This is a genomic window from Janibacter sp. Y6 (genome assembly GCF_040900765.1).
Classification (GTDB): Bacteria; Actinomycetota; Actinomycetes; order Actinomycetales; family Dermatophilaceae; genus Marihabitans; species Marihabitans melonis.
In genome coordinates, this window is record NZ_JAKLYZ010000003.1 from 421,899 (window position 1) to 447,114 (window position 25,216).

25 protein-coding genes are annotated in these 25,216 nt (G+C 72.5%); 18 read left to right on the forward strand and 7 right to left on the reverse strand.

Features of this window, described 5'->3' with window-relative positions:
- Window positions 1-168: 168 nt before the first annotated feature.
- Window positions 169-435, forward strand: a complete 267-nt coding sequence (gene rpsT, locus L6241_RS09600) for a 30S ribosomal protein S20 (protein WP_068273994.1) — start codon at window positions 169-171, stop codon at window positions 433-435.
- 85 nt (window positions 436-520) lie between these two features.
- On the opposite strand, the gene L6241_RS09605 is transcribed toward rpsT, so the two are convergent.
- The 3 genes from L6241_RS09605 to L6241_RS09615 are packed head-to-tail and all read right to left on the reverse strand — an operon-like array spanning window position 521 to window position 3,072.
- On the reverse strand, window positions 521-1,060 hold the full coding sequence (locus L6241_RS09605; RefSeq protein WP_368245944.1) for a type II toxin-antitoxin system PemK/MazF family toxin: 540 nt from the start codon (window positions 1,058-1,060) through the stop codon (window positions 521-523).
- A gap of 10 nt (window positions 1,061-1,070) precedes the next feature.
- Window positions 1,071-2,228, reverse strand: a complete 1,158-nt coding sequence (locus L6241_RS09610; RefSeq protein ID WP_368245945.1) for a M48 family metalloprotease — start codon at window positions 2,226-2,228, stop codon at window positions 1,071-1,073.
- A gap of 49 nt (window positions 2,229-2,277) precedes the next feature.
- Entirely contained in the window at window positions 2,278-3,072 is a 795-nt protein-coding gene (locus L6241_RS09615; protein ID WP_368245946.1) for a CPBP family intramembrane glutamic endopeptidase, read from the reverse strand.
- 105 nt (window positions 3,073-3,177) lie between these two features.
- Here L6241_RS09615 and lepA point away from each other — a divergent pair, with 105 nt between their 5' ends.
- Window positions 3,178-5,025, forward strand: coding sequence for a translation elongation factor 4 (lepA, locus tag L6241_RS09620; protein ID WP_191563488.1), 1,848 nt, complete (start codon window positions 3,178-3,180; stop codon window positions 5,023-5,025).
- A 28-nt stretch (window positions 5,026-5,053) separates the two neighbouring features.
- Window positions 5,054-5,530, forward strand: a complete 477-nt coding sequence (locus L6241_RS09625; RefSeq protein ID WP_368245948.1) for a hotdog fold domain-containing protein — start codon at window positions 5,054-5,056, stop codon at window positions 5,528-5,530.
- Between the two features lie 21 nt (window positions 5,531-5,551).
- Here L6241_RS09625 and L6241_RS09630 read toward each other — a convergent pair whose 3' ends face one another.
- Window positions 5,552-6,310: a tyrosine-protein phosphatase gene (locus L6241_RS09630; RefSeq protein WP_368245949.1), complete on the reverse strand. Its 759-nt coding sequence runs from the start codon at window positions 6,308-6,310 to the stop codon at window positions 5,552-5,554.
- A gap of 68 nt (window positions 6,311-6,378) precedes the next feature.
- Window positions 6,379-6,825, reverse strand: a complete 447-nt coding sequence (locus L6241_RS09635; protein WP_251719459.1) for an SRPBCC family protein — start codon at window positions 6,823-6,825, stop codon at window positions 6,379-6,381.
- Between the two features lie 94 nt (window positions 6,826-6,919).
- On the opposite strand from L6241_RS09635, the gene hemW reads away from it, so the two are divergent.
- The 3 genes from hemW (at window position 6,920) to fabG (ending at window position 9,689) form a co-directional block, all read left to right on the forward strand.
- Window positions 6,920-8,167 (forward strand): radical SAM family heme chaperone HemW, encoded by a 1,248-nt coding sequence (hemW, locus tag L6241_RS09640; RefSeq protein WP_251719460.1) that lies wholly within the window; start codon window positions 6,920-6,922, stop codon window positions 8,165-8,167.
- A complete protein-coding gene (locus tag L6241_RS09645; RefSeq protein WP_240341633.1) occupies window positions 8,164-8,841 on the forward strand; it encodes a trimeric intracellular cation channel family protein in 678 nt (225 codons plus the stop codon). Before hemW ends, L6241_RS09645 begins: the two co-directional genes overlap by 4 nt.
- 92 nt (window positions 8,842-8,933) lie before the next feature.
- Window positions 8,934-9,689, forward strand: a complete 756-nt coding sequence (fabG, locus tag L6241_RS09650) for a 3-oxoacyl-ACP reductase FabG (protein ID WP_123090848.1) — start codon at window positions 8,934-8,936, stop codon at window positions 9,687-9,689.
- A 101-nt stretch (window positions 9,690-9,790) separates the two neighbouring features.
- Here fabG and L6241_RS09655 read toward each other — a convergent pair whose 3' ends face one another.
- Window positions 9,791-10,669 carry a DUF3097 domain-containing protein gene (locus L6241_RS09655; protein WP_123090847.1) on the reverse strand — a complete coding sequence of 293 codons (879 nt, stop codon included), beginning with the start codon at window positions 10,667-10,669 and terminating at the stop codon, window positions 9,791-9,793.
- Window positions 10,670-10,840: 171 nt separating this feature from the next.
- On the opposite strand from L6241_RS09655, the gene hrcA reads away from it, so the two are divergent.
- From hrcA to leuA, 10 genes are all read left to right on the forward strand, one after another.
- Window positions 10,841-11,872 carry a heat-inducible transcriptional repressor HrcA gene (gene hrcA / locus L6241_RS09660; protein ID WP_201466372.1) on the forward strand — a complete coding sequence of 344 codons (1,032 nt, stop codon included), beginning with the start codon at window positions 10,841-10,843 and terminating at the stop codon, window positions 11,870-11,872.
- A gap of 53 nt (window positions 11,873-11,925) precedes the next feature.
- The gene (dnaJ, locus tag L6241_RS09665) at window positions 11,926-13,047 is read left to right on the forward strand and encodes a molecular chaperone DnaJ (protein WP_354587909.1); all 1,122 of its coding nucleotides are present in this window, start codon (window positions 11,926-11,928) and stop codon (window positions 13,045-13,047) included.
- Window positions 13,048-13,051: 4 nt separating this feature from the next.
- Window positions 13,052-13,795 (forward strand): 16S rRNA (uracil(1498)-N(3))-methyltransferase, encoded by a 744-nt coding sequence (locus L6241_RS09670; RefSeq protein ID WP_368245952.1) that lies wholly within the window; start codon window positions 13,052-13,054, stop codon window positions 13,793-13,795.
- Between the two features lie 54 nt (window positions 13,796-13,849).
- Complete coding sequence (locus L6241_RS09675) at window positions 13,850-14,920, forward strand: PhoH family protein (protein ID WP_368245954.1); 1,071 nt, start codon at window positions 13,850-13,852, stop codon at window positions 14,918-14,920.
- Window positions 14,917-15,399: an rRNA maturation RNase YbeY gene (gene ybeY, locus L6241_RS09680; protein ID WP_068274024.1), complete on the forward strand. Its 483-nt coding sequence runs from the start codon at window positions 14,917-14,919 to the stop codon at window positions 15,397-15,399. The genes L6241_RS09675 and ybeY overlap by 4 nt, the downstream gene beginning before the upstream one ends.
- Window positions 15,396-16,685, forward strand: a complete 1,290-nt coding sequence (locus L6241_RS09685) for a hemolysin family protein (protein WP_191563477.1) — start codon at window positions 15,396-15,398, stop codon at window positions 16,683-16,685. The genes ybeY and L6241_RS09685 overlap by 4 nt, the downstream gene beginning before the upstream one ends.
- Window positions 16,682-17,623, forward strand: a complete 942-nt coding sequence (gene era, locus L6241_RS09690; protein ID WP_191563476.1) for a GTPase Era — start codon at window positions 16,682-16,684, stop codon at window positions 17,621-17,623. The genes L6241_RS09685 and era overlap by 4 nt, the downstream gene beginning before the upstream one ends.
- A gap of 362 nt (window positions 17,624-17,985) precedes the next feature.
- On the forward strand, window positions 17,986-19,755 hold the full coding sequence (locus L6241_RS09695; RefSeq protein WP_368246078.1) for a BCCT family transporter: 1,770 nt from the start codon (window positions 17,986-17,988) through the stop codon (window positions 19,753-19,755).
- A 43-nt stretch (window positions 19,756-19,798) separates the two neighbouring features.
- Window positions 19,799-20,833, forward strand: a complete 1,035-nt coding sequence (locus L6241_RS09700; protein ID WP_368245956.1) for an aspartate-semialdehyde dehydrogenase — start codon at window positions 19,799-19,801, stop codon at window positions 20,831-20,833.
- Window positions 20,834-21,067: 234 nt separating this feature from the next.
- Complete coding sequence (leuA, locus tag L6241_RS09705; protein WP_368245958.1) at window positions 21,068-22,804, forward strand: 2-isopropylmalate synthase; 1,737 nt, start codon at window positions 21,068-21,070, stop codon at window positions 22,802-22,804.
- A 61-nt stretch (window positions 22,805-22,865) separates the two neighbouring features.
- Here leuA and L6241_RS09710 read toward each other — a convergent pair whose 3' ends face one another.
- Window positions 22,866-23,477: an alpha-ketoglutarate-dependent dioxygenase AlkB gene (locus L6241_RS09710; protein ID WP_224766814.1), complete on the reverse strand. Its 612-nt coding sequence runs from the start codon at window positions 23,475-23,477 to the stop codon at window positions 22,866-22,868.
- A 176-nt stretch (window positions 23,478-23,653) separates the two neighbouring features.
- On the opposite strand from L6241_RS09710, the gene recO reads away from it, so the two are divergent.
- A complete protein-coding gene (recO, locus tag L6241_RS09715; RefSeq protein WP_368245959.1) occupies window positions 23,654-24,433 on the forward strand; it encodes a DNA repair protein RecO in 780 nt (259 codons plus the stop codon).
- Window positions 24,430-25,215, forward strand: coding sequence for an isoprenyl transferase (locus L6241_RS09720; protein WP_068274039.1), 786 nt, complete (start codon window positions 24,430-24,432; stop codon window positions 25,213-25,215). Before recO ends, L6241_RS09720 begins: the two co-directional genes overlap by 4 nt.
- Window position 25,216: the final 1 nt, after the last annotated feature.

Consider the following 25,216-nt stretch of genomic DNA (forward strand, 5'->3'; position numbering starts at 1 on the left):
TGCCCGGCACGACCGCCCGCTGATATCGTCGATCCTTGCGTGCGCGCTGCGGTCGTGCGCGCACCGCAGCACCACCCAGGGCGTCTCTCCCAACGGTCTCCCCACGCCGGTCCCGAGACGTCCTGCCGCCCTCAACGGCACATCATCGACCTCTAGGAAGACATACACGTGGCAAACATCAAGTCCCAGATCAAGCGGATCAAGACCAACGCGGCCCGCACCGAGCGCAACCGTGCGCACAAGTCGGAGCTGCGCACCTCGATCCGCAAGGTCCGTGAGGCTGTCGCCGCCGGCGACGCGACCGCTGCGGGCACCGCCCTGCAGGCCGCCTCGAAGCGCCTCGACAAGGCCGTCAGCAAGGGCGTTATCCACGCCAACCAGGCGGCCAACAAGAAGTCGGCCCTGGCGAAGAAGGTCAACGCGCTGTCCAAGTGACCCGCGCCTGACCCGCGAAGGGGGCCCGTACCGTCTCGACGGTGCGGGCCCCCTTCGCGTGCCCGGGGTGCCCTCCTGGGCTCGCTCAGACCGGGTCGTCGTCGTAGGGCTCGCCGCGACGCACGGCCTCGAGGGCGACGAGGACGGCGTCGTAGACCGCGCGGTCGACGGACCCACCGGCACGCCGGACCTGTGCGGGGTCGAGCCGCACGACGCGGTCGAGACGGGCCTCGCTGCGCCGACGGCGGCGGTCCCAGTCGCCGGAGCCGACGTCGATCCACTGCCGCCCCACCCGGCGCTCCTGGGTCTCGTCGAGGTCGTGGTCCTGGCTCGTCATGGGCAGCCCGAGCAGCCACGGCCCGTCGGCACCGATGACGAGCGCCGGCCGGTCCTTGCCCCGCCGGTGGTCCTCCTCGAAGGGCACCCAGGCCCACACGACCTCGCCTGCGCCCACCGAGCCGGTCGGGGTGGCGAAGGGGGAGCCCGCCTCGCCCGAGAAGTCACCGGGGTAGGCCGGCCCGGGCGGCGGGGTCGTCGGCGGGGGAGCCGTCGGCGGGGTCGACGTCGAGGCGGTGCTCGGCCGCGGCGTCGTGCGCAGCAGCCGGCGCACGAGCGAGCGCAGCATGTCTGCGAGGTTACGCAGCCGGGCCCGCGGGTGGCGTCGTCGGCGGCCCCCACGACGGGGCCTGCCCGGGGGACGGCGGGGTGGGGCCGCCCTGCGGCGTCGTGGGCGGGGTCGGCCGGGCCTCGGGCATGCCGATCTGCGGTGCACCGATCGCCGCCAGGCGCTGCGAGGGGTGCGTCCCGCCCGCGACGGCGGCGTTCGGCGGGAGGGTGCCCACGTAAGGGCTCACCGGGGGCGGGCCCCAGCGGTCCGGCCGCGGGCGCCACAGCAGCCGCCCGCGCTGGGTGCGGTCGCGCAGCGCGTGCCCGCGCCACAGCAGCACCGGGTGCGAGGCGATGGCGTTGGCCCACCACACGAAGAAGCCGCGCTCGTCACCGACCCGCCCGAAGTACTGCGTCGTGTCGACGGAGGCGTTGAGGTACTTGCCGGCGCCGAGGGTGGCCATCGCGCCCATCGCTCCCTGCGGGCACAGGTGGTACCCGTAGCTGTCCGACGTGTACTCCTGGCTGCGTGACAGGACCGGCCCGACGAGCGGGAAGTAGGCCGAGGCGAAGGTGCCCAGCTGACGCCAGTACGACGTGTGCCCGGCGGCGATGTGGCCGAGCTCGTGGCCGATGATGAAGCGCAGCGAGTCCGGCTGGCGCGCGCGCCCACCCACCTCGAAGAGGTCGGAGTACACGACGACGAAGCGGCGGAAGCCGTGCCCGGAGGCGAAGGCGTTGATGAGCCCGTTGCCCCCGACGACGTAGGCCCGCGGCGGCTCCTCGAGCCCGAAGGTCGCCGACGCCTCCACGAGGATCTCGTAGGCCTCGGGGTACTGCGTCGGGGTGATCTGCACGCCACGAAGGCGGATCTGCGCGAAGAGCAGACCACGGGCGAACCACACGAGCACCGGGGCGAGCACGAGGATCACGGCGTAGGTGCTCGGCTCGCGCCGGTCACCGATCGCCTGCACGATCTCGAAGATCGCGAAGCCGAGGTAGAGCAGCGAGGCGACGACCGCCACGACGAGGCAGAGGATCTCCAGCGGGTGGCGCACGCCGCGGCGCACCGCGAGGCGCTGGGCGTGCCGGGGGCCGCGGGGGTCGGCGGGGCCGCGCGGGCGTCGTCCGGCGGGCGGGTAGGCGGCCGGGGGAGTCCCCGGCGCGGGCGGCCACTGCGAGCTCATCGAGGTTCCCCTGTCGTCGGCGGCCGGTGTCAGGCCGCTCCGGGCAGGATCATCGCAGCCACCCCAGGTGGTCGCGGGCCAGGGTGTACCCCACGAAGGCGACGACGTCGAGCAGCGTGTGCGCGACGACGAGCGGGCCGACCCGCCGGGTGCGGGTGTAGAGCCAGCCGAAGAGCAGGCCCATGACGACGTTGCCGACGAAGCCGCCGAAGCCCTGGTAGAGGTGATAGCTGCCCCGGACGAGCGCGCTGACGACGATCACCGGCCACCGGCCCCACCCCGCCTGGGTCCACCGGGTGAAGAGGTAGCCGACCATGACGACCTCCTCGAGCACGGCGTTCTGCAGCGCGGCGAGGACGAGCACCGGCACGGCCCACCACACCGGCGCGAGGTCCGCGGCGGCCACCGTCGTGTTGATGCCGAGCGCCCGCGACCCGAGGTACCAGGCGAGCCCGGGGATGCCGACGGCAGCGGTGAGCAGGACGCCGCGCAGCAGGTCGCTGCCCGGGCGGCGCAGGTCGGCGCCGATCCGGTGCGGCGCGTGCCGGTCCTCCCGGGTGAGCAGGTGCAGGGCGAGCAGGGCGGGCACCACGCCGAGCCCGACGCCGACGAGCTGGTGGACGAGGTCGAGCCACGGCCGGTCGGGGTAGGCCGAGGAGTTCATCGTCGTCGTCACCCCCGACAGCCCGCCCTGGGTGAGCAGCGAGACGATGCGCAGGAGCGACCAGATGGCGCTGGCGCCGAGCGAGACGAGCAAGACGAGCGCGGTCTCGGCGAGGAGGGTGCGACGGCCGAAGGGAGAGGCGGGCACCCCGTCGACGGCGGGCTCGGCGGCTGCGGTCACGGGGGCGAGCCTAGGTCGCGTTCTCGTGGGTCGGCTGGGAGGTGCGATGATGAGCGCTGGTCCATCGCCGCCCATCGACGAGGTTGAGTCTCCCCCGTGTCACCCATGGCCACGAAGGCGCTGCAGCCGCACGCGACCCCGCCGCAGCAGATCCGCAACTTCTGCATCATCGCCCACATCGACCACGGCAAGTCCACCCTGGCCGACCGCATGCTGCAGATCACCGGCGTCGTCGAGGCGCGGCAGATGCGCGCGCAGTACCTCGACCGCATGGACATCGAGCGCGAGCGCGGCATCACCATCAAGAGCCAGGCCGTGCGCATGCCCTGGGAGCTCGAGGGCCAGACCTACTGCCTCAACATGATCGACACCCCCGGGCACGTCGACTTCACCTACGAGGTCTCGCGCAGCCTCGCCGCGTGCGAGGGCGCCGTCCTGCTCGTCGACGCCGCGCAGGGCATCGAGGCGCAGACCCTGGCCAACCTCTACCTGGCCATGGAGAACGAGCTGACGATCATCCCGGTGCTCAACAAGATCGACCTGCCGGCCGCTCAGCCCGAGAAGTACGCCGCCGAGCTCGCCGGCCTCATCGGCTGCGACCCCGAGGACGTCCTCAAGGTCTCGGGCAAGACGGGCGAAGGGGTCGAGGCCCTCCTCGACCGCGTCGTCGGCGACCTGCCCGCACCGGTGGGCGACCCCGATGCCCCGGCCCGCGCGATGATCTTCGACTCCGTCTACGACACCTACCGCGGGGTCGTCACCTACGTCCGCGTCGTCGACGGCAACCTCAACCCCCGCGAGCGCATCGCGATGATGAGCACGAAGGCGACGCACGAGCTGCTCGAGATCGGCGTCATCAGCCCCGAGCCCAAGCCCTCGAACGGCCTGGGCGTCGGCGAGGTCGGCTACCTCATCACCGGGGTCAAGGACGTGCGCCAGTCCAAGGTCGGCGACACGGTGACGAACATGGCCAAGCCGGCGACCCAGGCCATCGGGGGCTACAAGGACCCCAAGCCGATGGTCTTCTCGGGCCTGTACCCGATCGACGGCTCGGACTACCCCGACCTGCGCGACGCGCTCGACAAGCTCAAGCTCAACGACGCGGCGCTCGTCTACGAGCCGGAGACCTCCGCGGCCCTCGGCTTCGGCTTCCGCGTCGGCTTCCTCGGTCTGCTCCACCTCGAGATCGTCCGCGAGCGCCTCGAGCGCGAGTTCGACCTCGACCTCATCTCGACCCAGCCCAACGTCGTCTACCAGGTGACGATGGACGACGGCACCGAGATCGAGGTGACCAACCCCAGCGAGTTCCCCTACGGCAAGGTCGCCGAGGTCCGCGAGCCCGTCGTCAAGGCGACGATCCTCGCCCCGAGCGAGTTCATCGGCGCGATCATGGAGCTGTGCCAGGGCAAGCGCGGCCAGCTCGGCGGCATGGACTACCTCTCCGAGGACCGCGTCGAGATGCGCTACACCCTGCCGCTCGCGGAGATCGTCTTCGACTTCTTCGACCAGCTGAAGTCCAAGACCCGCGGCTACGCCTCGCTGGACTACCAGGAGGCCGGCGACCAGGCGGCCGACCTCGTCAAGGTCGACATCCTCCTCCAGGGCGAGGGCGTCGACGCCTTCAGCGCCGTCGTCCACAAGGACAAGGCCTACTCCTACGGCACGATGATGGCCGGCAAGCTCAAGGACCTCATCCCGCGCCAGCAGTTCGAGGTGCCGATCCAGGCTGCGATCGGTGCCCGGGTCATCGCCCGCGAGACGATCCGCGCGATCCGCAAGGACGTGCTCGCCAAGTGCTACGGCGGTGACATCTCGCGCAAGCGCAAGCTGCTCGAGAAGCAGAAGGCGGGCAAGAAGCGGATGAAGAACATCGGCAGCGTCGAGGTGCCGCCGGAGGCCTTCGTCGCCGCGCTGTCCTCCGACGAGCCGACGAAGGACAAGGCGAAGAAGTAGCCGCCGGGCGAGCACGTAGGGTGCCCCCGTGGCCCAGCAGACCTACGCCCTCTACCGACGCCTGACCCGCTACCCGGGAGGCACGCGGCTCTTCTCGCTCGCGTACGCCCGCTTCGCCCCGTACTTCTGGACGGTGCGTCCGCAGGTGCGCGAGGTGCGTCCGCACCGGGCCGAGCTGACGATCAAGAACCGCCGCCGGGTGCACAACCACATCGGCACCCTGCACGCGATCGCCGTGTGCAACGGGCTCGAGGCGGCGATGGGTCTCGTCGCCGAGGCGACCTGCCCGGACCACCAGCGGTGGCTCCCGCGCGGCCTGCAGGTCGAGTACCTGCAGAAGTCGACGACCGACCTGCTGTGCGTCGCCGAGACGACGCCCTCGGACTGGGAGCGCGAGGCCCCCTTCGACATCGACGTGCGGGTCAAGGCCGTGCGCACCGACGGCGTCGTCGTCGTGCAGGGCGTCATCCCGATCTACGTCTCGGACAAGCCCGCGAAGGGGTGACCCTCCCGGTCGTCGGGGCGCTCAGTCGCGCAGGCGGGCGGCCAGCCGCTCGACCTGCTCGGCGCTCCACCCCTGGTCGCGCAACCACGCCCGCGCCCCGCCGTGCTCCGCGACGGAGTCGAGCAGACCGGTGATGGCCTCCGGGGCCGGCTCCTGCTCGCTCATCGGTCGGTCGCGCAGGCGGCTGTAGAAGCCGGTGCCCTGGAGCCGCTCGATGATCCGGGGCAGGCGCTCGGCGGTGAGCACGTAGTCGGCGACGATCTCCTCGTCGGGCACGCCCGCGACGGACAGGGCGAGCGCGACGACCGTGCCCGTGCGGTCCTTGCCCGCGGCGCAGTGCACGAGCGCCGCCCCCTTCGCGTCGGCGACCCGGCCGAGAGCCCCCGCGACTGAGTCGGGCCGGTGCTCGAGGTAGCCGCGGTAGTGGGCGCTCCAGTAGGAGGCGTCCTTGACCGGCTGCTCCTCCTCGCGCAGGACCATGAGGTCGCGCAGGTCACCGCCGACGGTGCGGAAGAAGGTGTGGTGGTGATGGGCGACCGCCGTGCGCCGCAGCGGACCCGGGCCGGTCTCGTCGAGCTCGTCGTGGGTGCGCAGGTCGACGACGTCGGTGACGCCGAGCACGTCGACGACGTGCGCCACGTCGCTCTCGGTGAGGTCCTGGAGGTTGTCGCTGCGGATGAGGCGGCGCTCGCGCAGCCGCCCGCCGTCCCGGGTCGGCAGGCCGCCCACGTCTCGCATGTTGACGACACCGTCGAGCTCGATCCAGCGGGGCTGCGTCATGCCGCCACCCTACGGGGGGAGCGCGCCGCGCCCTCACGCCGGCAGGCCGCCCCGGGGGGCGGCCGCGGCTAGCCCGTGGCCCGCCCCGCCCGCTCGGCGAGCAGGGCGAGACGGCGCAGCGCCTCGCGGTTGCGCAGCACGATGCCGAGCTGGCGCGCTGGTGAGGGCAGGAGGAGCGAGGGGCCGCTCTCGGCGTCCTCGCGCATCTCGACCCGGGTGCCCTGGGCCTGCGGGTGGAGGGTGATCTCGACGCGTGCCGCACCGAGGGGCATGGCACGAGCACGCAGGACGAGGCGGCGGCCGGGGTCGACCTCTCGCACGGACGTCTCGTCGTCGAGCAGCCAGGGCCAGCTGCCCACGGAGTGGTGGAGCCGGGCACCTGCTCCCGGCCACCCGGGGGTGACCGCCCGCATGCGTGACGCGCCGACGACCCAGCCCGGGTAGGTCCACCCGTCGGCCAGCACGGACCAGACGGCGTCCGGCCCGGCGGGTGTCCAGCGGCTGACCGTCCTCATCTGCCGACCGTAGGTCGCCCGGCCCGGGGTGCGGACCACCCGCAGGGGCGGGCGCGGGCGCGAGCACCGGCCGCGGTGGGGGACGATGGACCCCGTGCCACAGCTCCCCGACGGCGACCCCGCGCCCCGCGACGGCCGGCTGCCCGACGCCAGTGCCGAGGCGGTCGGGCGGCGCGCGCTCGCCATGTACGTCCACGTGCCCTTCTGCGCGGTGCGCTGCGGGTACTGCGACTTCAACACCTACACCGCCTCCGAGCTCGGCGGCCAGGACGGCCCGCCCGGGTCGAGCCGGGCCACCTTCGCGCAGGGCGCGCTGCGCGAGCTCGACCTCGCCCGCGACGTGCTCGGCTCGGCAGGTGCTGCGCCGGGTCCGGTGAGCACCGTCTTCCTGGGCGGGGGGACCCCGACCCTGCTGCCGTCGGCGGATCTCGTCGTCGTGCTCGACGGCATCCGCGAGCGCTTCGGGCTCGCTGCCGACGCCGAGGTGACGACCGAGGCGAACCCGGACTCGGTCACCCCTTCGTCCCTCGCCGAGCTCGCCCGCGGCGGGGTCACCCGGGTCTCGGTCGGCATGCAGTCGGTCCGTCCCGGCGTGCTGCAGACCCTCGACCGCACGCACGACCCCGAGGGTGTCGCCCGGGCCGTCGCGGGCGCGCGCGACGCGGGTCTCGCGGTGAGCCTCGACCTCATCTACGGCACCCCGGGGGAGACCCTCGAGGACTGGCGCGCCTCGCTCGAGGCCGCGCTCGCCCTCGAGCCCGACCACGTCTCGGCCTACGCCCTCACCGTCGAGGACGGCACGAGGCTCGCCGCGCGCGTGCGCCGCGGCGAGCTGCCCCTGCCGACCGGTGACGACGAGGCCGACAAGTACGAGCTCGCCGACGAGCTGCTCGCCGGCGCGGGCTACGACTGGTACGAGATCAGCAACTGGGCGCGCACGCCGCAGGACCGCTGCCGGCACAACCTCGCCTACTGGCGCGGCGACGACTGGTGGGGCGTCGGGCCCGGTGCCCACAGCCACGTCGCCGGCACGCGGTGGTGGAACGTCAAGCACCCCGCCGCGTGGGCCGGGCGCCTCGACGACGGCTCGTCGCCCGCGGCGGCCCGCGAGGTGCTCACCGACGCGCAGCGCGCCGACGAGGAGCTCCTCCTCGGGGTGCGGCTCGTCGACGGGGTCGCGACGAGCGCGCTCGAGCCCGGTGCCCGCCGTGCCGTCGCGGGTCTCGTCGCGAGCGGCCTCGTCGACGGCCGGGCCGCGGTCGGCGGCCGCGTCGTGCTCACCCGGCGGGGCCGGCTGCTCGCCGACACCGTCGTGCACACGCTGCTCGGGGGAGCGGCGTGAGCGAGCAGCAGGAGCTCATCGCCCAGGTGCTGCGCAGCATCGACCTGCTCGGGGTGGTCACCAACGCCCTGCTCGGGGCGGCTGTGGCGCGCCAGTTCAACCTCGACCCCGTCGGCTTCGCGATCATCTCGATGATCTCGGCGCTGGGTGGCGGGGCGATCCGCGACGTGCTGCTCAACCAGACCCCGATCGCGCTCACCGACGGGGCCTATCTGGGGTGCGCGCTCGTCGCGTCGGGGCTGGCCTTCCTCGTCCGCTTCGAGGGGCGGCGCTGGCGTCAGGTCTTCCCCTACGTCGACGCGCTGGCGCTCGGGGCGTGGGCAGTCGCCGGCACGCAGAAGGCGCTCCTCACCGGCATCAGCCCGCTGCCCGCGGTCCTGCTCGGCGTGCTCACCGCGGTCGGCGGTGGGGCAGTGCGCGACGTCATGCTCGGCCAGGTGCCGAGCATCTTCCGCCGCTCGGAGCTCTACGCGACGGCTGCGCTCGCCGGCGCCCTGGTCTACCTCTTCCTGCGCGAGGTGGTCGGGCCCTACTCCGCCCCCGGCGGGGTGCTCGTCGGTGCCGGGGTGTGCCTGCTGGCCCGCCGTCTGGGCTGGGTCCTGCCGACCGAGCCCGCGATCCTCGTCCCCCAGATCCGGGGCAAGGCGATCAACCGCTTCCGGCGGCGCGGCTGACCCCTTCGCCCGCGGTGTCTGTTATGCATAGGGCGCACCGTCGCCCCCGTGGCCGCGGCGCACCCACCCACGACCAGGAGGACACCACGCCCATGAGCACCCAGCGCACCGCCGTCGTCACCGGAGCCGCCCGAGGCATCGGACGGGCCGTCGCCGTCCGTCTCGCGGCCGACGGGCACCAGGTCGCCGTCGTCGACCTCGACGAGAGCGCCTGCGCCGGCACCGTCGAGGAGATCACCGCGGCCGGCGGCCGGGCGATCGCCGTCGGCGCCGACGTCTCCGACGAGGCCCAGGTGGCCGCGGCCGTCGAGCGCATCGCCGCCGAGCTCGGCGCGCCGACCGTGCTCGTCAACAACGCGGGCATCATCCGCGACAACCTGCTCTTCAAGATGACCCTCGACGACTGGGACGCCGTCATGGGCGTGCACCTGCGCGGTGCCTTCCTCATGACCAAGGCGTGCCAGGCGTACATGACGCAGGAGAAGCACGGCCGCGTCGTCAACCTCTCGTCGACCTCGGCGCTGGGCAACCGCGGTCAGGCCAACTACGCGGCCGCCAAGGCCGGCATGCAGGGCTTCACCAAGACCCTCGCGATCGAGCTCGGCAAGTTCGGCGTCACCGCCAACGCCATCGCCCCGGGCTTCATCCAGACCGAGATGACGGCGGCCACCGCCGAGCGCGTCGGCGTCCCCTTCGAGGACTTCATCGCCTACTCGGCCAAGGAGATCCCCGTCCAGCGCGTCGGCCAGCCCGAGGACATCGCCGCGACGGCGTCCTTCCTGTGCTCCGACGAGGCCGGCTTCGTCTCGGGCCAGGTCATCTACGTCGCGGGTGGCCCACGGGACTGACCCGAGTCACAAGATTCTCGGGTGACCCGAGAAACCCCGGCTTCGCATGAGTTTCTTACTCTTGCGGACCCGGGGTTTATCGGGTCACCCGATAAACCGGCTCAGGCGTCGGGGGCGGTGACGAAGTCGATGAGCTCCTCGACCCGGCCCAGCAGCGAGGGCTCGAGGTCGGCGTAGCTGCGCACGGTGCCGAGGATCTGCTTCCACGCGCGGGCAATGTCGGCCTGGTCGTCGTGGGCCCAGCCGAGGTGGGCGCAGATCCCGCGCTTCCACTCCACGGAGCGGGGGATGGTCGGCCAGGCCTCCATCCCGAGACGCTGCGGTCGCACGGACTGCCAGACGTCGACGAAGGGGTGACCGAGGACGAGGACGTGGGGGGCGAAGGGGGAGATCCCGGAGGCCTTCGCGACGATGCGCGACTCCTTGGAGCCGGGCACGAGGTGGTCGACGAGCACGCCCATCCGGCGGCCGGGCCCGGGCGCGAAGTCCCGGATCGCCCCGGCGAGGTCGTCGACGCCGTCGAGCATCTCGACGACGACGCCCTCGACGCGCAGGTCGTGGCCCCACACCTTCTCGACGAGCTCGGCGTCGTGACGCCCCTCGACGAAGATCCGCGACCCGCGGGCGACGCGCGCGGTGCGGTCGGCGACGGCCACCGAGCCCGAGGCGGTCCGGGCCGAGGCCTGCTGCTGCTGGGCCAGGGCGGCCCGCCCGGCCCCCTTCGGCGCGGTGAGGACGACCGGGGCGCCGTCGAGGTGGAAGCCCGGCCCGAGGGGGAAGGCCTTGACCGCCCCGCGGCGGTCCTCGAGGTGCACGACGTGCATGCCGCCGGCCTTCTCGACCCGCACGACCGCGCCCACCCAGCCGGTCTCGACGTCCTCGACGACGAGGTCGGGGGTCGCCTCGACCTCGCGGCTGCGGGGCTTGCCCGCGCTGCGCCAGTCGCCGGACAGGACGTCGGATCCGTAGCGGTCGCTCACGTCGGGCGAGGCTAGTCGGCCGCGGCGCCCGTGCTCGCCGCAACACGCGTGCGCGATTGGGGAATGCCGTCCTCGCCCGTAGACTTGGCACTCAGTGCCCGAGAGTGCCAGGGCGGGGGAGCCCGTCGCGGCGGCGGGCCCGTACCGACCGGATGAGCGAAGGGAGAGCCCGTGAGCACCGAGCGACGCATGGCCGTCCTCTCCGCGATCGTCGAGGACTACGTCCACACGAGCGAGCCCGTCGGCTCGCGCGCGCTGCTCGAGCGCCACCAGCTCGGCGTGAGCGCAGCGACCGTGCGCAACGACATGGCCGCGCTCGAGGACGAGGGGCTCATCGTGGCCCCGCACACGAGCGCGGGCCGCATCCCGACGGACGCGGGCTACCGGACCTTCGTCGACCAGCTCTCGACGCTCAAGCCGATGTCGCGGGCCGAGCGGGCCGCGATCGCCCAGTTCCTCGAGGGCGCCGACGCGCTCGACGAGGTGCTCGACCGCACCGTGCGCCTCCTCGCGACCCTCACCCGGCAGGTCGCCGTCGTCCAGTACCCCTCGCTCACCCGCAGCACGGTGCGCCACGTCGAGCTCGTGCCGATGTCCTCGAGCCGGCTCATGGTCGTCGTCATCACCGGCAGCGGACGGGTCGAGCAGCGGGTCATCACAACCGAGACCGACTACACGACGCCCGCGGGCGCCGACGAGCTCGCGACCGCGCGCACCCAGATCAACGCCGTCGTGGCCGAGCGCCGGCTCGGCGAGGCCGTCACCGCACTGCGCACCCTCGACGACGACGAGCGCACCCGCTCCAGCCTCACCGACGGGGTGCTCGCCGCCATCGAGGAGGCCGCCCGCGAGGAGAGCGCGAGCCGGGTCACCCTCGCCGGCACGGCCAACCTCGCGCGGACCCCCTCGGACTTCCCGCTCACCCTCGAGCCCGTGCTCGACGCCCTCGAGCAGCACGTCGTGCTGCTGCGCCTGCTCGGCACCCAGGCCGAGCAGACCGGTGAGGTCGCCGTGCGCATCGGCAGCGAGAACCCCGTCTCGGGCCTGCAGACGACCTCGGTCGTCTCGACCGGCTACGGCGCCGGCGACGAGCTCGTCGGCCACGTCGGCGTGCTCGGCCCGACCCGGATGAACTACCCGGCGACGATCAGCCAGGTCCGGGCCGTCGCCACCTATCTCTCCCGGATCATCACGACCGGCTGACGCCGGGCACCCCCTTCGTCCCCCGACCCCTGATCGACAGGACCCCCACCGCTGTGAACGACTACTACGCCGACCTGGGCGTCGACCGCTCCGCCACGCCGGAGGAGATCAAGCGCTCCTACCGCAAGCTCGCCCGCAAGCTGCACCCGGACGTCAACCCCGGCGAGGAGGCCGAGGAGCAGTTCAAGCGCGTCAGCCAGGCCTACGACGTCCTCGGCGACGAGGACAAGCGCCGCCAGTACGACATGGGCTCCGACCCCTACGGCGGCGCGCACGAGGGCTTCGGCGCGGGCTTCTCCTTCAGCGACATCATGGAGCAGTTCTTCGGCCAGGCGGCCGGCGGCGGTCGCGGTCCGCGGCCGCGCCAGACCCGCGGCCAGGACGGTCTCGTCGCCCTGTCCGTCGACCTCGAGACCGCGGTCTTCGGCGGCACCCAGGACCTGACGATCGACACCGCCGAGCGCTGCAGCACGTGCTCCGGCGACGGCGCCCAGCCCGGCACGAGCCGCAAGGTCTGCGAGGTGTGCGGCGGTCGCGGCGAGGTCCAGATGGTCCAGCGCAGCTTCCTCGGCCAGGTCATGACGTCGCGCCCGTGCGCGGCCTGCCAGGGCTTCGGCGAGGTCATCCCGCACCCCTGCCACGAGTGCTCCGGCCAGGGTCGCGTGCGCACCCGCCGCACGATGAGCATCCGCATCCCCGCGGGCGTCGACACCGGCACGCGCATCCACCTCTCCGGCGAGGGCGAGGTCGGCATCGGCGGTGGCCCCGCCGGTGACCTCTTCGTCGAGCTGCGCGTCACCCCGCACCCGACCTTCACGCGTCAGGGCGACGACCTGCACGCCTCCGTCCAGCTGCCGATGACGGCCGCCGCGCTCGGCACGACGCTCAACTTCGCGACCTTCGACGGCGACCGCCAGGTCGAGATCGCCCGGGGGACCCAGCCCGGCGACACGATCGTCCTCGAGGGGCTGGGCGTCACCCACCTGCGCGGCAGCGGCCGCGGCGACCTCGTCATCCACGCCGACGTGCGCACCCCCACCCGTCTGGACGCCGAGCAGGAGCAGCTGCTGCGCGACCTCGCCGTCGCCCGCGAGGAGACCGAGCCCAGCGGCCAGCTCGCCGACGTCGACTCCGGCTTCATGGGCAAGCTGCGCCACGCCTTCAAGGGCCGCTGAGCCGATGACCGCGCCGCTCTTCCACGTCGAGCGGGGGAGCCTGCAGGACCTGGCCCCCGGCGCGCACGTCAGCGTCGGCGGCGCCGAGGCCAGGCACGCGGTCTCGGTGCGCCGGATCGCCCCGGGCGAGCAGATCATCGTCGCCGACGGCGCCGGCCAGGCGGTCCTCGGCACGGTCGAGGCGGCCGACGCCGCCGAGCTCGTCGTGCGCGTCGAGGCCCGCCGGGACGAGCCGCAGCCGAGCCCTCGTCTCGTCCTCGTCCAGGCCCTGGCGAAGGGGGGCCGCGACGAGGACGCGGTCGAGGCCGCCGCCGAGCTCGGCGTCGACGAGGTCGTGCCGTGGGAGTCCGAGCGCGCGATCGTGCGCTGGCGGGGCCCGAAGGTCGCCAAGTCGCACCAGAAGTGGGTCAACGTCGTCACGGCCGCGGCCAAGCAGTCCCGTCGCGCCCGCACCCCCGAGGTGGCCCAGCCCGTCTCGACCAAGCAGCTCCTCGCCCGCGTCGAGCAGGGTGCCGTTGCGCTGGTCCTCCACGAGGACGCGGCGACCCCGCTCGCCGCCGTCGAGCTGCCGGCCGACGGCGACGTGCTGCTCCTCGTCGGTCCCGAGGGTGGGATCAGCCCGGTCGAGGTCGACCAGCTCGTCGCCGCCGGCGCCACCCCCGTGCGGCTCGGGCCGGGCGTGCTGCGCGCCTCGACCGCCGGACCGGCCGCGATCGCGGTGCTCAGCGCCCGCTCGCGGTGGCGCTGACCCGGTCCCGCTCGAGCCCACCCGCACTGCCCGCCCCCGTAGACTGCAGGCCTGATGACTGACGACTCTCGTCCCGACCTCTCCGCCCTCGACTCCCTGCCCGACGCCGCGCCCGCCCCCGACACGCTCGGGGAGCGCACCGTCGACGAGGTGATCGTCCTGCCCGACTCGGTCACCCCCGTGGCCCTGCTGGGGCCGCGCGACGAGCTGCTGCGCACGATGGAGCGCCAGTTCCCCCGCACCGAGATCCTCGTGCGGGGCAACGAGTTCCGGATCTCCGGCCCGAAGAAGGACGTCGACGTCGTCGACGCCCTGCTCGGCGAGCTCGTCGAGATCGTCCGTGCGGGGCAGCCGCTCAACCGCGACGCCGTCGAGCGCTCGATCTCGATGCTGCGTGGCGCGAGCCGTCAGCGCCCCGCCGACGTCCTCACGCAGAACATCGTGAGCAACCGCGGGCGCACGATCCGCCCCAAGACGCTGGGCCAGAAGGAGTACGTCGACGCGATCGACGACCACACGGTGATCTTCGGGATCGGCCCGGCCGGCACCGGCAAGACCTACCTCGCGATGGCCAAGGCCGTCGCCGCGCTCCAGGCCAAGCAGGTCACCCGGATCATCCTCACCCGCCCGGCCGTCGAGGCCGGCGAGCGCCTGGGCTTCCTGCCCGGCTCGCTCAACGACAAGATCGACCCGTACCTGCGCCCGCTCTACGACGCGCTGCACGACATGATCGACGCCGAGTCGATCCCACGGCTCATGGCCGCCGGCACGATCGAGGTGGCGCCGCTCGCGTACATGCGCGGGCGCACCCTCAACGACGCCTTCATCATCCTCGACGAGGCGCAGAACACCTCGCCCGAGCAGATGAAGATGTTCCTCACCCGTCTCGGCTTCGGCAGCAAGATGGTCGTCACCGGCGACACGACCCAGGTCGACCTGCCCGGCGGGACGGACTCCGGCCTCAAGGTCGTCCAGCGCGTCCTCGAGGGCATCGAGGACATCCACTTCTCCGAGCTGACGAGCGAGGACGTCGTGCGCCACCGCCTCGTCGGGCAGATCGTCGACGCGTACGGGCGCTACGACGCCCGCACGGGCGGCCGACGGGCGAAGGGGGAGCGTCGGTGAGCGTCGAGCTCGGCAACGAGACCGACCACGAGGTCGACCTCGACGAGATCCGCGAGCTGTGCGGCTACGTCCTGCAGGAGATGCACGTGCACCCGGGCGCGGATCTCTACGTCCGCGTCGTCGACGAGCCGACGATGGCCCAGCTGCACGAGCAGTGGATGGACCTGCCCGGCCCGACCGACGTCATGTCCTTCCCCATGGACGAGCTGCGCCCGGGCCGTCCCGGTGCGCCCGCCCAGGGCATCCTCGGCGACATCGTCCTGTGCCCGAGCGTCGCCGAGCGGCAGGCTGCCGCGGCCGGGCACGCCCCCGCCGACGAGCTGCTCCTGCTGACGACGCACGGCATCCTCCACCTCCTCGGCCACGACCACGCCGAGGTCGACGAGGAGCGCGAGATGTTCGACCTTCAGCGCCGCCTCCTGCTCACCTTCCTCGCCGGCCGCGGACGCAGCGCGAACCCGCCCGCCGGCCGCTCGTGAACCTCCCGCTCGTCCTCGCGGCCCTCGCCGCGACCGTGCTCGCCTTCGTCCTCGTCCTCGCGGAGTCCGCGATCTCGACGACCTCCCGGGTCGCCGCCGAGGAGGCCGAGGAGCAGGGACGTCGGGGGGCGGCCCCCCTTCGCCTCATCCTCGCCGACTCGACCGGCTACGTCGCCGTGCTCAACTTCGTGCGCGCGATGGCCGAGTCCACGGCCGGCGTGCTCGTCGCCGTGGCGGCCGTCGAGGCGCTCGACGGGCTGCTGCGCCCGCTGCTCATCGCCATCGCGATCATGGTGCTCGTCTCCTTCGTCATCGTCGGGGTCTCGCCGCGCACCCTCGGGCGGCAGCACTCGACGGCGGTCGCGCTGGCCGTCGCCCCGGTCGTCGTCGGCCTGCGCCGGGTCCTCGGGCCCGTCGCGCGGCTGCTCATCGCGCTCGGCAACGCCGTGACGCCGGGCAAGGGCTACCGCGACGGCCCCTTCCGCTCCGAGGCCGAGCTGCGCGACCTCGTCGACCTCGCCGGGGAGTCCTCGCTCATCGAGGCGACCGAGCGCCGGATGCTCCACTCCGTCTTCGACCTCGGCGACACGCTCGCCCGTGAGGTCATGGTGCCGCGCACCGACATGATCACCATCGAGGCCGACAAGACGGCCCGCAAGGCGGTCAACCTCTTCATCCGCTCCGGCTTCTCGCGGGTGCCCGTCGTCGGCGAGAGCACCGACGACATCGTCGGGCTGCTCTACCTCAAGGACGTCATCCGACGGGTGACGGCCGACCCGGAGAGCGCGACCCTGCCGGTCACCGCGATCATGCGGCCCGCCCCCTTCGTCCCCGAGAGCAAGCCGGTCGACGACCTGCTGCGCGAGATGCAGCGCGACCACACCCACGCCGCGGTCGTCGTCGACGAGTACGGCGGCACCGCCGGGCTGGTGACGATCGAGGACATCCTCGAGGAGATCGTCGGGGAGATCGACGACGAGTACGACCGCGAGACCCCCGGCGTCGAGCCGATGGAGGGCGGGCTCGTCCGCGTGCCCGCGACGATGCACGTCGACGACCTCGCCGAGCTCTTCGACGTGAGCATCGAGGAGGACGAGGTCGACACTGTCGGCGGTCTCATCGGCAAGATCGCCGGCCGCGTGCCGATCGTCGGGTCCCGCGCCGAGGTGGCGGGCCTGGCCCTCACGGCTGAGAAGATGTCCGGGCGACGCCATCGCGTCGCGAGCGTCGTCGTCGAGCGGCTCCCCGAGCCGAGCGAGGACCAGGAGCAGGAGGAGGCGTCATGAGCCAGGACGGCACGAGCACGGACGAGACGACCTACCGGGCGGGCTTCGCCTGCCTCGTCGGGCGCCCCAACGCCGGCAAGTCGACGCTGACCAACGCCCTCGTCGGCGACAAGGTCGCGATCACCTCGAGCAAGCCGCAGACGACCCGGCACACGATCCGCGGCATCGTCTCGCGGCCCGGCAGCCAGCTGATCCTCGTCGACACCCCGGGCCTGCACAAGCCGCGCACCCTGCTGGGGGAGCGGCTCAACGACCTCGTCCGAGAGACCCTCCTCGAGGTCGACGTCATCGGCTTCTGCCTGCCGGCCGACCAGCGGATCGGCCCCGGCGACAGCTACATCGCCGCCGAGCTCGTCGAGCTGCAGCGTGCGAAGCGGGTGCCCGTCGTCGCCATCGCGACGAAGAGCGACCGCGTCGACCGGCAGCGCCTGGCCGAGCACCTCATCGCCGTCGACCAGCTCGGCGACTGGGCCGCGATCGTGCCGTGCTCCGCCGTCGCCGGCGACCAGGTCGAGGAGGTGCTCGCGCTGCTCTCGGAGCGGCTGCCGCCCGCCCCCGCGCCGCTCTACCCCGAGGACGTCCTCACCGACGAGCCCGCCGAGACGATGATCGCCGAGCTCGTCCGCGAGGCCGCGCTCGAAGGGGTCCGCGACGAGCTGCCGCACTCGCTGGCCGTCGTCGTCGAGGAGATGGTGCCGCGCGCGGACCGCCCGGACGACGACCCGATGACCGACGTGCGGGTCAACGTCTTCGTCGAGCGGCCGAGCCAGAAGGCGATCATCATCGGGCGCGGCGGGTCGCGCCTGCGCGAGGTCGGCACGACCGCCCGCGAGGGCATCGAGCGGGTCCTCGGCCACCGCGTCTACCTGGACCTGCACGTCAAGGTCGCCAAGGACTGGCAGCGCGACCCCAAGCAGCTCCAACGGCTCGGTTTCTGACCCCCTCGCCCCCTGCGGGAGTGCCCGGGGAGAGGTCACACGTGGGTCTCGATCTGCACGGACCCCCCTCGTAACTTGTCCGTCGACACCCCTAGGGGTGATGGTGGATGGTCGGCCGAGCGCGATCTTGGCCGTCGCCACCGTTACGCAACCGAAGGGAGGGGCGGCCTCGGCCGCCTCGGACTGACGTGAAAGAGACACCAGACAAGAACGAGACCACCCGCCGGGGAGATGTCGTCCAGCAGGGCACGCCACGCAGCCGCGTCGGCACCTCCGGCCCCGCAGGAGCGGCCCGCCTGACCGGGGACGCCGGTCTGCTCGACCTGCCGGTCGAGCCGAACCACCCCGCTCTCGAGCCGGTCATCGACGCCCCCGAGCACGAGCAGCCCGGTCGCCTCGACACCGTCGTCTTCGGCGTCACCGCCGTGGCCACCATCGCCTTCGTCGTGTGGGGCGCGGTGAGCACGACCTCGCTGGCCAGCGCCTCCGACGCCGGCCTGGCCTGGGTGCTGACGAACGCCGGCTGGCTCTTCAGCATCACCGCCACCGGCTTCGTCTTCTTCGTCATCTGGCTCGCCGCCAGCAAGTACGGCCGCATCCCGCTCGGCCGCGACGACGAGGGCCCGGAGTTCCGGACCGTGTCGTGGATCGCGATGATGTTCTCCGCCGGCATGGGCATCGGCCTGATGTTCTACGGCGCCTCGGAGCCGCTGACCCACTTCGTCACCCCGCCGCCCGGGACCGGCGAGGCGGGCAACCCCGCCGCCGGCCGCAACGCCATGGCGACGACCTTCTTCCACTGGTCGCTGCACCCGTGGGCCATCTACGCCGTCGCCGGCCTCGCCATCGCCTACGGCGTCTTCCGCAAGGGCCGCGGCCTGACCATCAGCGCGGTCTTCGAGCCGATCCTCGGCAAGCGCCGGGTCCACGGCCCCGCGGGCAAGGTCATCGACAGCTTCGCGATCTTCGCGACCCTCTTCGGCTCGGCGACCTCGCTGGGCCTGGGCGCGCTGCAGATCGCCACCGGTGCGCAGATCGTCGGCTGGACCGGCGAGACGGGCAACAACCTGCTCGTCGGCATCATCGTCGTCCTCACCATCTGCTTCGTCATCTCCGCCGTCTCCGGCATCGAGAAGGGCATCCAGTGGCTGTCGAACACCAACATGGTGCTCGCGCTCGTCCTCGCGCTCTTCGTCTTCGTCGTCGGACCGACGATCTTCATCCTCAACCTGCTCCCGACGACGCTCGGCACGTACTTCCAGCACTTCATGGAGTACTCGGCCCGCTCGGACGCCCAGGGCGAAGAGGGCATCCAGGCCTGGCTCGGCGGCTGGACGATCTTCTACTGGGCCTGGTGGGTCAGCTGGACCCCCTTCGTCGGCATGTTCATCGCGCGCATCTCGCGCGGTCGCACCATCCGTGAGTTCGTCACCGGCGTGCTCCTCGTGCCGAGCGCGGTCTCGCTCGTGTGGTTCGCGATCTTCGGCGGCGCCGCGATCAAGGCCGAGCAGGACGGCGCGGGCCTGTCGAGCGCCGAGTCGCTCGAGGCGACGCTCTTCAACCTCCTCGACACGATGCCGCTGGCGACGATCACCTCGATCCTCGTCATGGTCCTCGTGGCGATCTTCTTCATCTCCGGGGCGGATGCCGCCTCGATCGTCATGGGCACGCTCAGCGAGAACGGCACGCTCGAGCCCTCGAAGAAGACGGTGATCTTCTGGGGCGTCGCGACGGGTGCCGTCGCGGCGATCATGCTCATCCTCGGAGGCGAGGACAGCCTGGCGGGGCTGCAGACGATCACCATCGTCGCGGCGCTGCCCTTCGTGGTCATCATGATCGGCATGGCCGTCTCGCTCCTCAAGGACCTGCGTACCGACCCGATGGTCGTGCGGCGCAAGTACGCCGTCGCGGCCGTCGAGGCGGCAGTCGTCGAGGGCGTCACCCACCACGGTGACGACTTCAACCTGCGCATCCAGCAGTCCGAGCCCGGTGAGGGCATCGGTCACTCCGTGCCGACGCCTGACACCACCGACTCCTCCGAGCAGGAGCCGCAGGGCTCGGGCGAGCCCGTCGACCGCCCGGTCGACGAGCGCGTCGGGCGCGACGACAGCTCGGAGATGTCCACGAGGTAGTCCCTCACGAGCTCGACGACGGAGCCGACCTATCCTGGGTGCCATGCGAATCGGTGTATTTGGTGCCACGGGGCAGGTCGGCTCCGTCATGCGTGCCCTCCTGCAGGAGCGCGACTTCCCCGTCGAGGAGATGCGGTACTTCGCCTCGGCCCGCTCGGCGGGGACGACCCTGCCCTGGCGGGACGGCGAGGTCACCGTGGAGGACACCGCGACGGCGGACTTCTCGGGCCTCGACATCGCCCTCTTCTCCAACGGCGGGTCGACGAGCAAGGAGTGGGCGCCGAAGGTCGCCGCGGCCGGCGCGACCGTGATCGACAACTCCAGCGCCTGGCGCAAGGACCCCGAGGTCCCGCTCGTCGTCTCGGAGGTCAACGCCGATGACCTCGACACGATCCCGAAGGGGATCGTCGCCAACCCCAACTGCACGACGATGGCCGCGATGCCGGTCCTCGCCCCGCTGCACGAGGAGGCCGGCCTCGTCCGCCTCCACGTCGCGAGCTACCAGGCCGTCTCCGGCTCCGGCGGTGCCGGGCTCGACGAGCTCGACAGCCAGCTGCGCGCCGGGTACGCCAGCGGCGACCCGAAGGACCTCGCCGTCGACGGCGGCGCGCTGACGCTGCCCTCCCCGCACAAGTACGTCGTCCCCGTGGCCTTCAACGTCGTGCCGGTCGCCGGCTCGGTCGTCGACGACGGCTCGCTGGAGACCGACGAGGAGCAGAAGCTGCGCAACGAGTCGCGCAAGATCCTCCACGCGCCCGACCTGCGGGTCTCCGGCACGTGCGTGCGCGTCCCGGTCTTCACCGGCCACTCCCTGGCGATCCACGCCGAGTTCGAGCGCGACATCGACGTCGAGCGCGCGCTCGAGCTGCTCGAGGCCGCGCCCGGCGTCGTCGTCACCGACCACCCGAACCCGCTCGAGGCGACCGGCCGCGACGAGGTCTTCGTCGGCCGCGTCCGCGCCGACCAGGCCGCCCCCGAGGGCAAGGGCCTCGTGCTCTTCGTCGTCGGCGACAACCTGCGCAAGGGCGCGGCGCTCAACGCCGTCCAGGTCGCCGAGGAGCTGCTCGCGCGTCGCTGACGCTGAGCCGTACCCACGACGAAGGGGGCCTGCCGACGAGATGTCGGCGGGCCCCCTTCGCCATGGGTGTCCGCAGTACGGGACCCCCTGGGTGGCGTCGCGCAGGCGGGTCTAGGGTGGTCGCCATGCAGGCGCGACTCCTCCTTCTCTGCCGCGGCGAGGCCTAGACGGCCCCCCTCGTCGCGGAGTTCGGTGCGTCCGGCCGACCCACCCGAGACGAGACGAGAAGAGACGATGATCCACTCCCAGGCCCCCTCCGGGATGCCGACCCACAAGTACCTGCCCTTCCAGGACCAGATCCGCGTCGAGCTGCCGGACCGCACGTGGCCCGACGCCGTGATGACCAAGGCCCCGCGCTGGTGCGCGGTCGACCTGCGCGACGGCAACCAGGCCCTCATCGACCCGATGGACTCCGAGCGCAAGCTGACGATGTTCCGGCTGCTCGTGAAGATGGGCTACAAGGAGATCGAGGTCGGCTTCCCCAGCGCGAGCCAGACCGACTACGACTTCTGCCGGATGCTCATCGAGGGCGGGCACATCCCCGACGACGTGACGATCCAGGTGCTCACCCAGTGCCGTGACGAGCTCGTCGAGCGCACCTTCGACGCCATCGCCGGCAGCCGCCAGGCGATCGTCCACTTCTACAACTCGACCTCGGTCCTGCAGCGCCGCGTCGTCTTCGGCACCGACGAGGACGGCATCGTCGACATCGCGCTCCAGGGCGCGCGGCTGTGCAAGAAGCTCGAGGAGACGATCCCCGACACCGACGTCTACTACGAGTACAGCCCGGAGTCCTACACCGGCACCGAGCTCGAGTTCGCCGTCCGGGTCTGCAACGAGGTCATCGACGTCATCGACCCGACGCCGGACCACAAGATGATCATCAACCTGCCGGCGACGGTCGAGATGGCCACGCCGAACGTCTACGCCGACTCCATCGAGTGGATGATCCGCCACCTCGACCGGCGCGAGTCGGTCGTCGTCAGCCTGCACCCGCACAACGACCGGGGCGAAGGGGTGGCGGCCGCCGAGCTCGGCTACCTCGCCGGCGCGGACCGCATCGAGGGCTGCCTCTTCGGCAACGGCGAGCGCACGGGCAACGTCGACCTCGTCACCCTCGGGATGAATCTCTTCAGCCAGGGCATCGACCCGCAGGTCGACCTCTCGCAGATGGACGAGATCCGGCGCACCGTCGAGCACTGCAACCAGCTGCCGGTGCACCCGCGGCACCCGTGGGGCGGCGACCTCGTCTACACGGCCTTCTCCGGGTCCCACCAGGACGCCATCAAGAAGGGCTTCGACGACATGGAGCGCCGCGCCAAGGCCGCGGGCACCGACACCGACGGCATCGACTGGGGCGTGCCCTACCTGCCCATCGACCCGCACGACATCGGCCGCAGCTACGAGGCCGTCGTGCGCGTCAACAGCCAGTCCGGCAAGGGCGGCATGGCCTACCTGCTGAAGACCGACCGGGCCATGGAGCTGCCGCGTCGTCTGCAGGTCGAGTTCAGCCAGGTCATCCAGCGCAAGACCGACACCGAGGGCGGCGAGGTGAGCGGCGCCGAGCTGTGGCGCATCTTCTCCGACGAGTACCTCCACTCCGAGGAGTCCGAGATCCGCTGGGGTCGTCTGGCGCCCGTGCGCTCGACGATCTCGGGCAGCGAGGACGGCCTGGACCAGATCGAGGCCGTGCTCACCGACGGCGGCGGCGAGATCACAGTCCACGGCCGCGGCAACGGCCCGATCGACGCCTTCACCGACGCCCTCGGCACCATCGGCGTCGACGTGCGGGTCCTCGACTACCACGAGCACGCGCTGTCGGCAGGTGGCGACGCCCGCGCCGCCGCGTACGTCGAGTGCGCCGTCGGCGACCGCGTCCTGTGGGGCGTCGGCCTGCACGAGTCGATCGTCAAGGCCTCGCTGCGCGCGATCCTCTCGGCGGTCAACCGCGCGGAGCGCGACACCGTCTGACCCGTCGGCCGACGACGAAGGGGGCGTGACCGGTCATCCGGTCACGCCCCCTTCGCGTCGATCAGCGCACCCCGCGCACGCGGAGCTGGATCGAGATCCGGGGGCCGCTCACGGCGGCAGCCTTCGGGACGCTGTGGTCCCACGTGCGCTGGCACGAGCCGCCCATGACGACGAGGTCGCCGTGGCCGAGGGGCAGCCGGGTCGACGGGCCGCCGTCGCGCGGGCGCAGGGCGAGGACACGCTGCGCGCCGAGGGAGATGATCGCGACCATCGTGTCCTGCTCGCGGCTGCGCCCGATGCGGTCGCCGTGCCAGGCGACGGAGTCGCGCCCGTCGCGGTAGAGGCACAGGCCCGCCGTGACGAAGTCCTCGCCCAGCTCGTCGCGGTAGTGCGCGCTGAGGGCGGTGCGCGCCTGCGCGACGAGGGGGTGGGGGAGCGGCTCGTGCTCGCCGTAGAACTTCGTCAGGCGGGGCACGTCGAGCACGCGGTCGTACATCTGGCGGCGCTCGGCGTGCCACGGCACGTCACGCACGAGGTCGTCGAGCACCGTGTCGCCCCCGCTCACCCAGCCCGGGTGCAGGTCGACCCACGCCCCCCGGTCCAGCGTCGTGCGGCGCGGGTCGACCGGGGCGAGGGTCGGCCGCTCCGCGTCGTCGAAGAGGCTGGGCTGCAGCGCGCTCACGAGACGAGGATAGCAAGTGCATCGAACAGGTGTTCGAGGTGCTTGCGCGACCCCTTCACGGCGCGGGTGGTCTCGAGGCTCGGGCGCTGAGCGCCCTCGCACCTCGACCAGCGACGAGGTGCGGCGCGGCGGCGGGCGCCGTCGGCGGCTCGTAGGACAATGGACGCATGCCCCTGTACCGAGACACCGGTGTCGTGCTGCGCACGCACAAGCTCGGCGAGGCCGACCGCATCATCACGATGCTCACCCGCGGTCGCGGCAAGGTCCGCGCGGTGGCGAAGGGGGTCCGCCGCACGAAGTCCCGCTTCGGCGCCCGCCTCGAGCCGGGCATGCACGTCGACGTCCAGTGCTACGAGGGTCGCAATCTCGACACCGTGACCCAGGCGGTCGGCGTCGACTCGTGGGGCCACACCCTGGCCAGCCGCTACTCGGACTGGACCGCGGCCGCCGCGATCCTCGAGACCGCCGACCGGCTCACGGAGGAGCACGAGGTCAGCGTCCAGCAGTACCACCTGCTGTGCGGGGCGCTGCGCACACTCACGGCCGGCGAGCACGACTCCTCGCTCGTCCTCGACGCCTACCTGCTGCGCGCTCTCGCCGTCGCGGGCTGGGCGCCGAGCCTGCACGACTGCGCCCGGTGCGGCGCCGACGGCCCGCACCGCGCCTTCCAGATCGCCGCGGGCGGCTCGGTCTGCTCGCAGTGCCGCACGCCGGGGGCGAGCGCACCCGCGCCGGCGACGACGGCGCTCATGGCCTCGCTCCTCGCCGGCGACTGGGCCCATGCCGACGCCTCGCCGATGCCGGCGCGGCGCGAGTCGAGCGGCCTGACCGCCGCCTTCCTCCAGTGGCACCTCGAGCGGGGCGTGCGCTCCCTCGGCCTGGTCGACCGCACCCCCCAGCCCCCGAGGGCGCCCGCCCCCGACGACCCGATGACGAGGACGCGATGACGACGAGACGGTACGAGACCCCCTTCGCGCACCCGACCGGGGTCACCGCGCCGCCGGTCCCGGCCGAGCTCGTGCCCGGTCACGTCGCCGTCGTCATGGACGGCAACGGCCGGTGGGCCAACGAGCGCGGGCTGCCCCGCACGAAGGGGCACGAGGCCGGCGAGGGCGCGCTGCTCGACGTCGTCGCCGGGGCGCTGGAGATCGGGGTGACCCATCTGTCGGCGTACGCCTTCTCGACGGAGAACTGGCGCCGCTCGCCCGACGAGGTGCGCTTCCTCATGGGCTTCAACCGCGACGTCATCCGGCGCCGTCGCGACCAGCTGCACGCGTGGGGCGTGCGGATGCGCTGGGTCGGCCGGCGCCCGCGGCTGTGGGCCTCGGTCATCAAGGAGCTCGAGATCGCCCAGGAGATGACGAAGGACAACGACGCGATGACGTTGTACTTCTGCGTCAACTACGGGGGCAGGGCCGAGATCGCCGATGCCGTGCAGCGCATCGCGGAGGACGTGCGTCGTGGCCGGCTCAAGGGCAACGGCATCGACGAGCGCACGATCGCGCGCTACCTGCCCGAGCCGGGGATGCCCGACGTCGACCTCTTCGTGCGCTCCAGCGGCGAGCAGCGCACGAGCAACTTCCTGCTGTGGCAGAGCGCGTACGCCGAGATGGTCTTCCAGGACACGCTGTGGCCCGACTACGACCGCCGCCACCTGTGGCAGGCGATCGAGACCTACGCCCGGCGCGACCGGCGCTACGGGGGAGCGGTCGACGCGGTCGACGGCTGAG

What these genes read in the sequence shown, in the direction of transcription:
- lepA (WP_191563488.1), top strand. Translation starts at nt 3,178, where the DNA reads ATGGCCACGAAGGCGCTGCAGCCGCACGCGACCCCGCCGCAGCAGATC.
- fabG (WP_123090848.1), top strand. Translation starts at nt 8,934, where the DNA reads ATGAGCACCCAGCGCACCGCCGTCGTCACCGGAGCCGCCCGAGGCATC.
- L6241_RS09700 (WP_368245956.1), top strand. Translation starts at nt 19,799, where the DNA reads ATGCGAATCGGTGTATTTGGTGCCACGGGGCAGGTCGGCTCCGTCATG.
- L6241_RS09630 (WP_368245949.1), bottom strand. Translation starts at nt 6,310, where the DNA reads ATGACGCAGCCCCGCTGGATCGAGCTCGACGGTGTCGTCAACATGCGA.
- L6241_RS09610 (WP_368245945.1), bottom strand. Translation starts at nt 2,228, where the DNA reads ATGAGCTCGCAGTGGCCGCCCGCGCCGGGGACTCCCCCGGCCGCCTAC.
- L6241_RS09675 (WP_368245954.1), top strand. Translation starts at nt 13,850, where the DNA reads ATGACTGACGACTCTCGTCCCGACCTCTCCGCCCTCGACTCCCTGCCC.
- leuA (WP_368245958.1), top strand. Translation starts at nt 21,068, where the DNA reads ATGATCCACTCCCAGGCCCCCTCCGGGATGCCGACCCACAAGTACCTG.
- L6241_RS09670 (WP_368245952.1), top strand. Translation starts at nt 13,052, where the DNA reads ATGACCGCGCCGCTCTTCCACGTCGAGCGGGGGAGCCTGCAGGACCTG.
- L6241_RS09720 (WP_068274039.1), top strand. Translation starts at nt 24,430, where the DNA reads ATGACGACGAGACGGTACGAGACCCCCTTCGCGCACCCGACCGGGGTC.
- L6241_RS09635 (WP_251719459.1), bottom strand. Translation starts at nt 6,825, where the DNA reads ATGAGGACGGTCAGCCGCTGGACACCCGCCGGGCCGGACGCCGTCTGG.
- era (WP_191563476.1), top strand. Translation starts at nt 16,682, where the DNA reads ATGAGCCAGGACGGCACGAGCACGGACGAGACGACCTACCGGGCGGGC.
- recO (WP_368245959.1), top strand. Translation starts at nt 23,654, where the DNA reads ATGCCCCTGTACCGAGACACCGGTGTCGTGCTGCGCACGCACAAGCTC.
- L6241_RS09605 (WP_368245944.1), bottom strand. Translation starts at nt 1,060, where the DNA reads ATGCTGCGCTCGCTCGTGCGCCGGCTGCTGCGCACGACGCCGCGGCCG.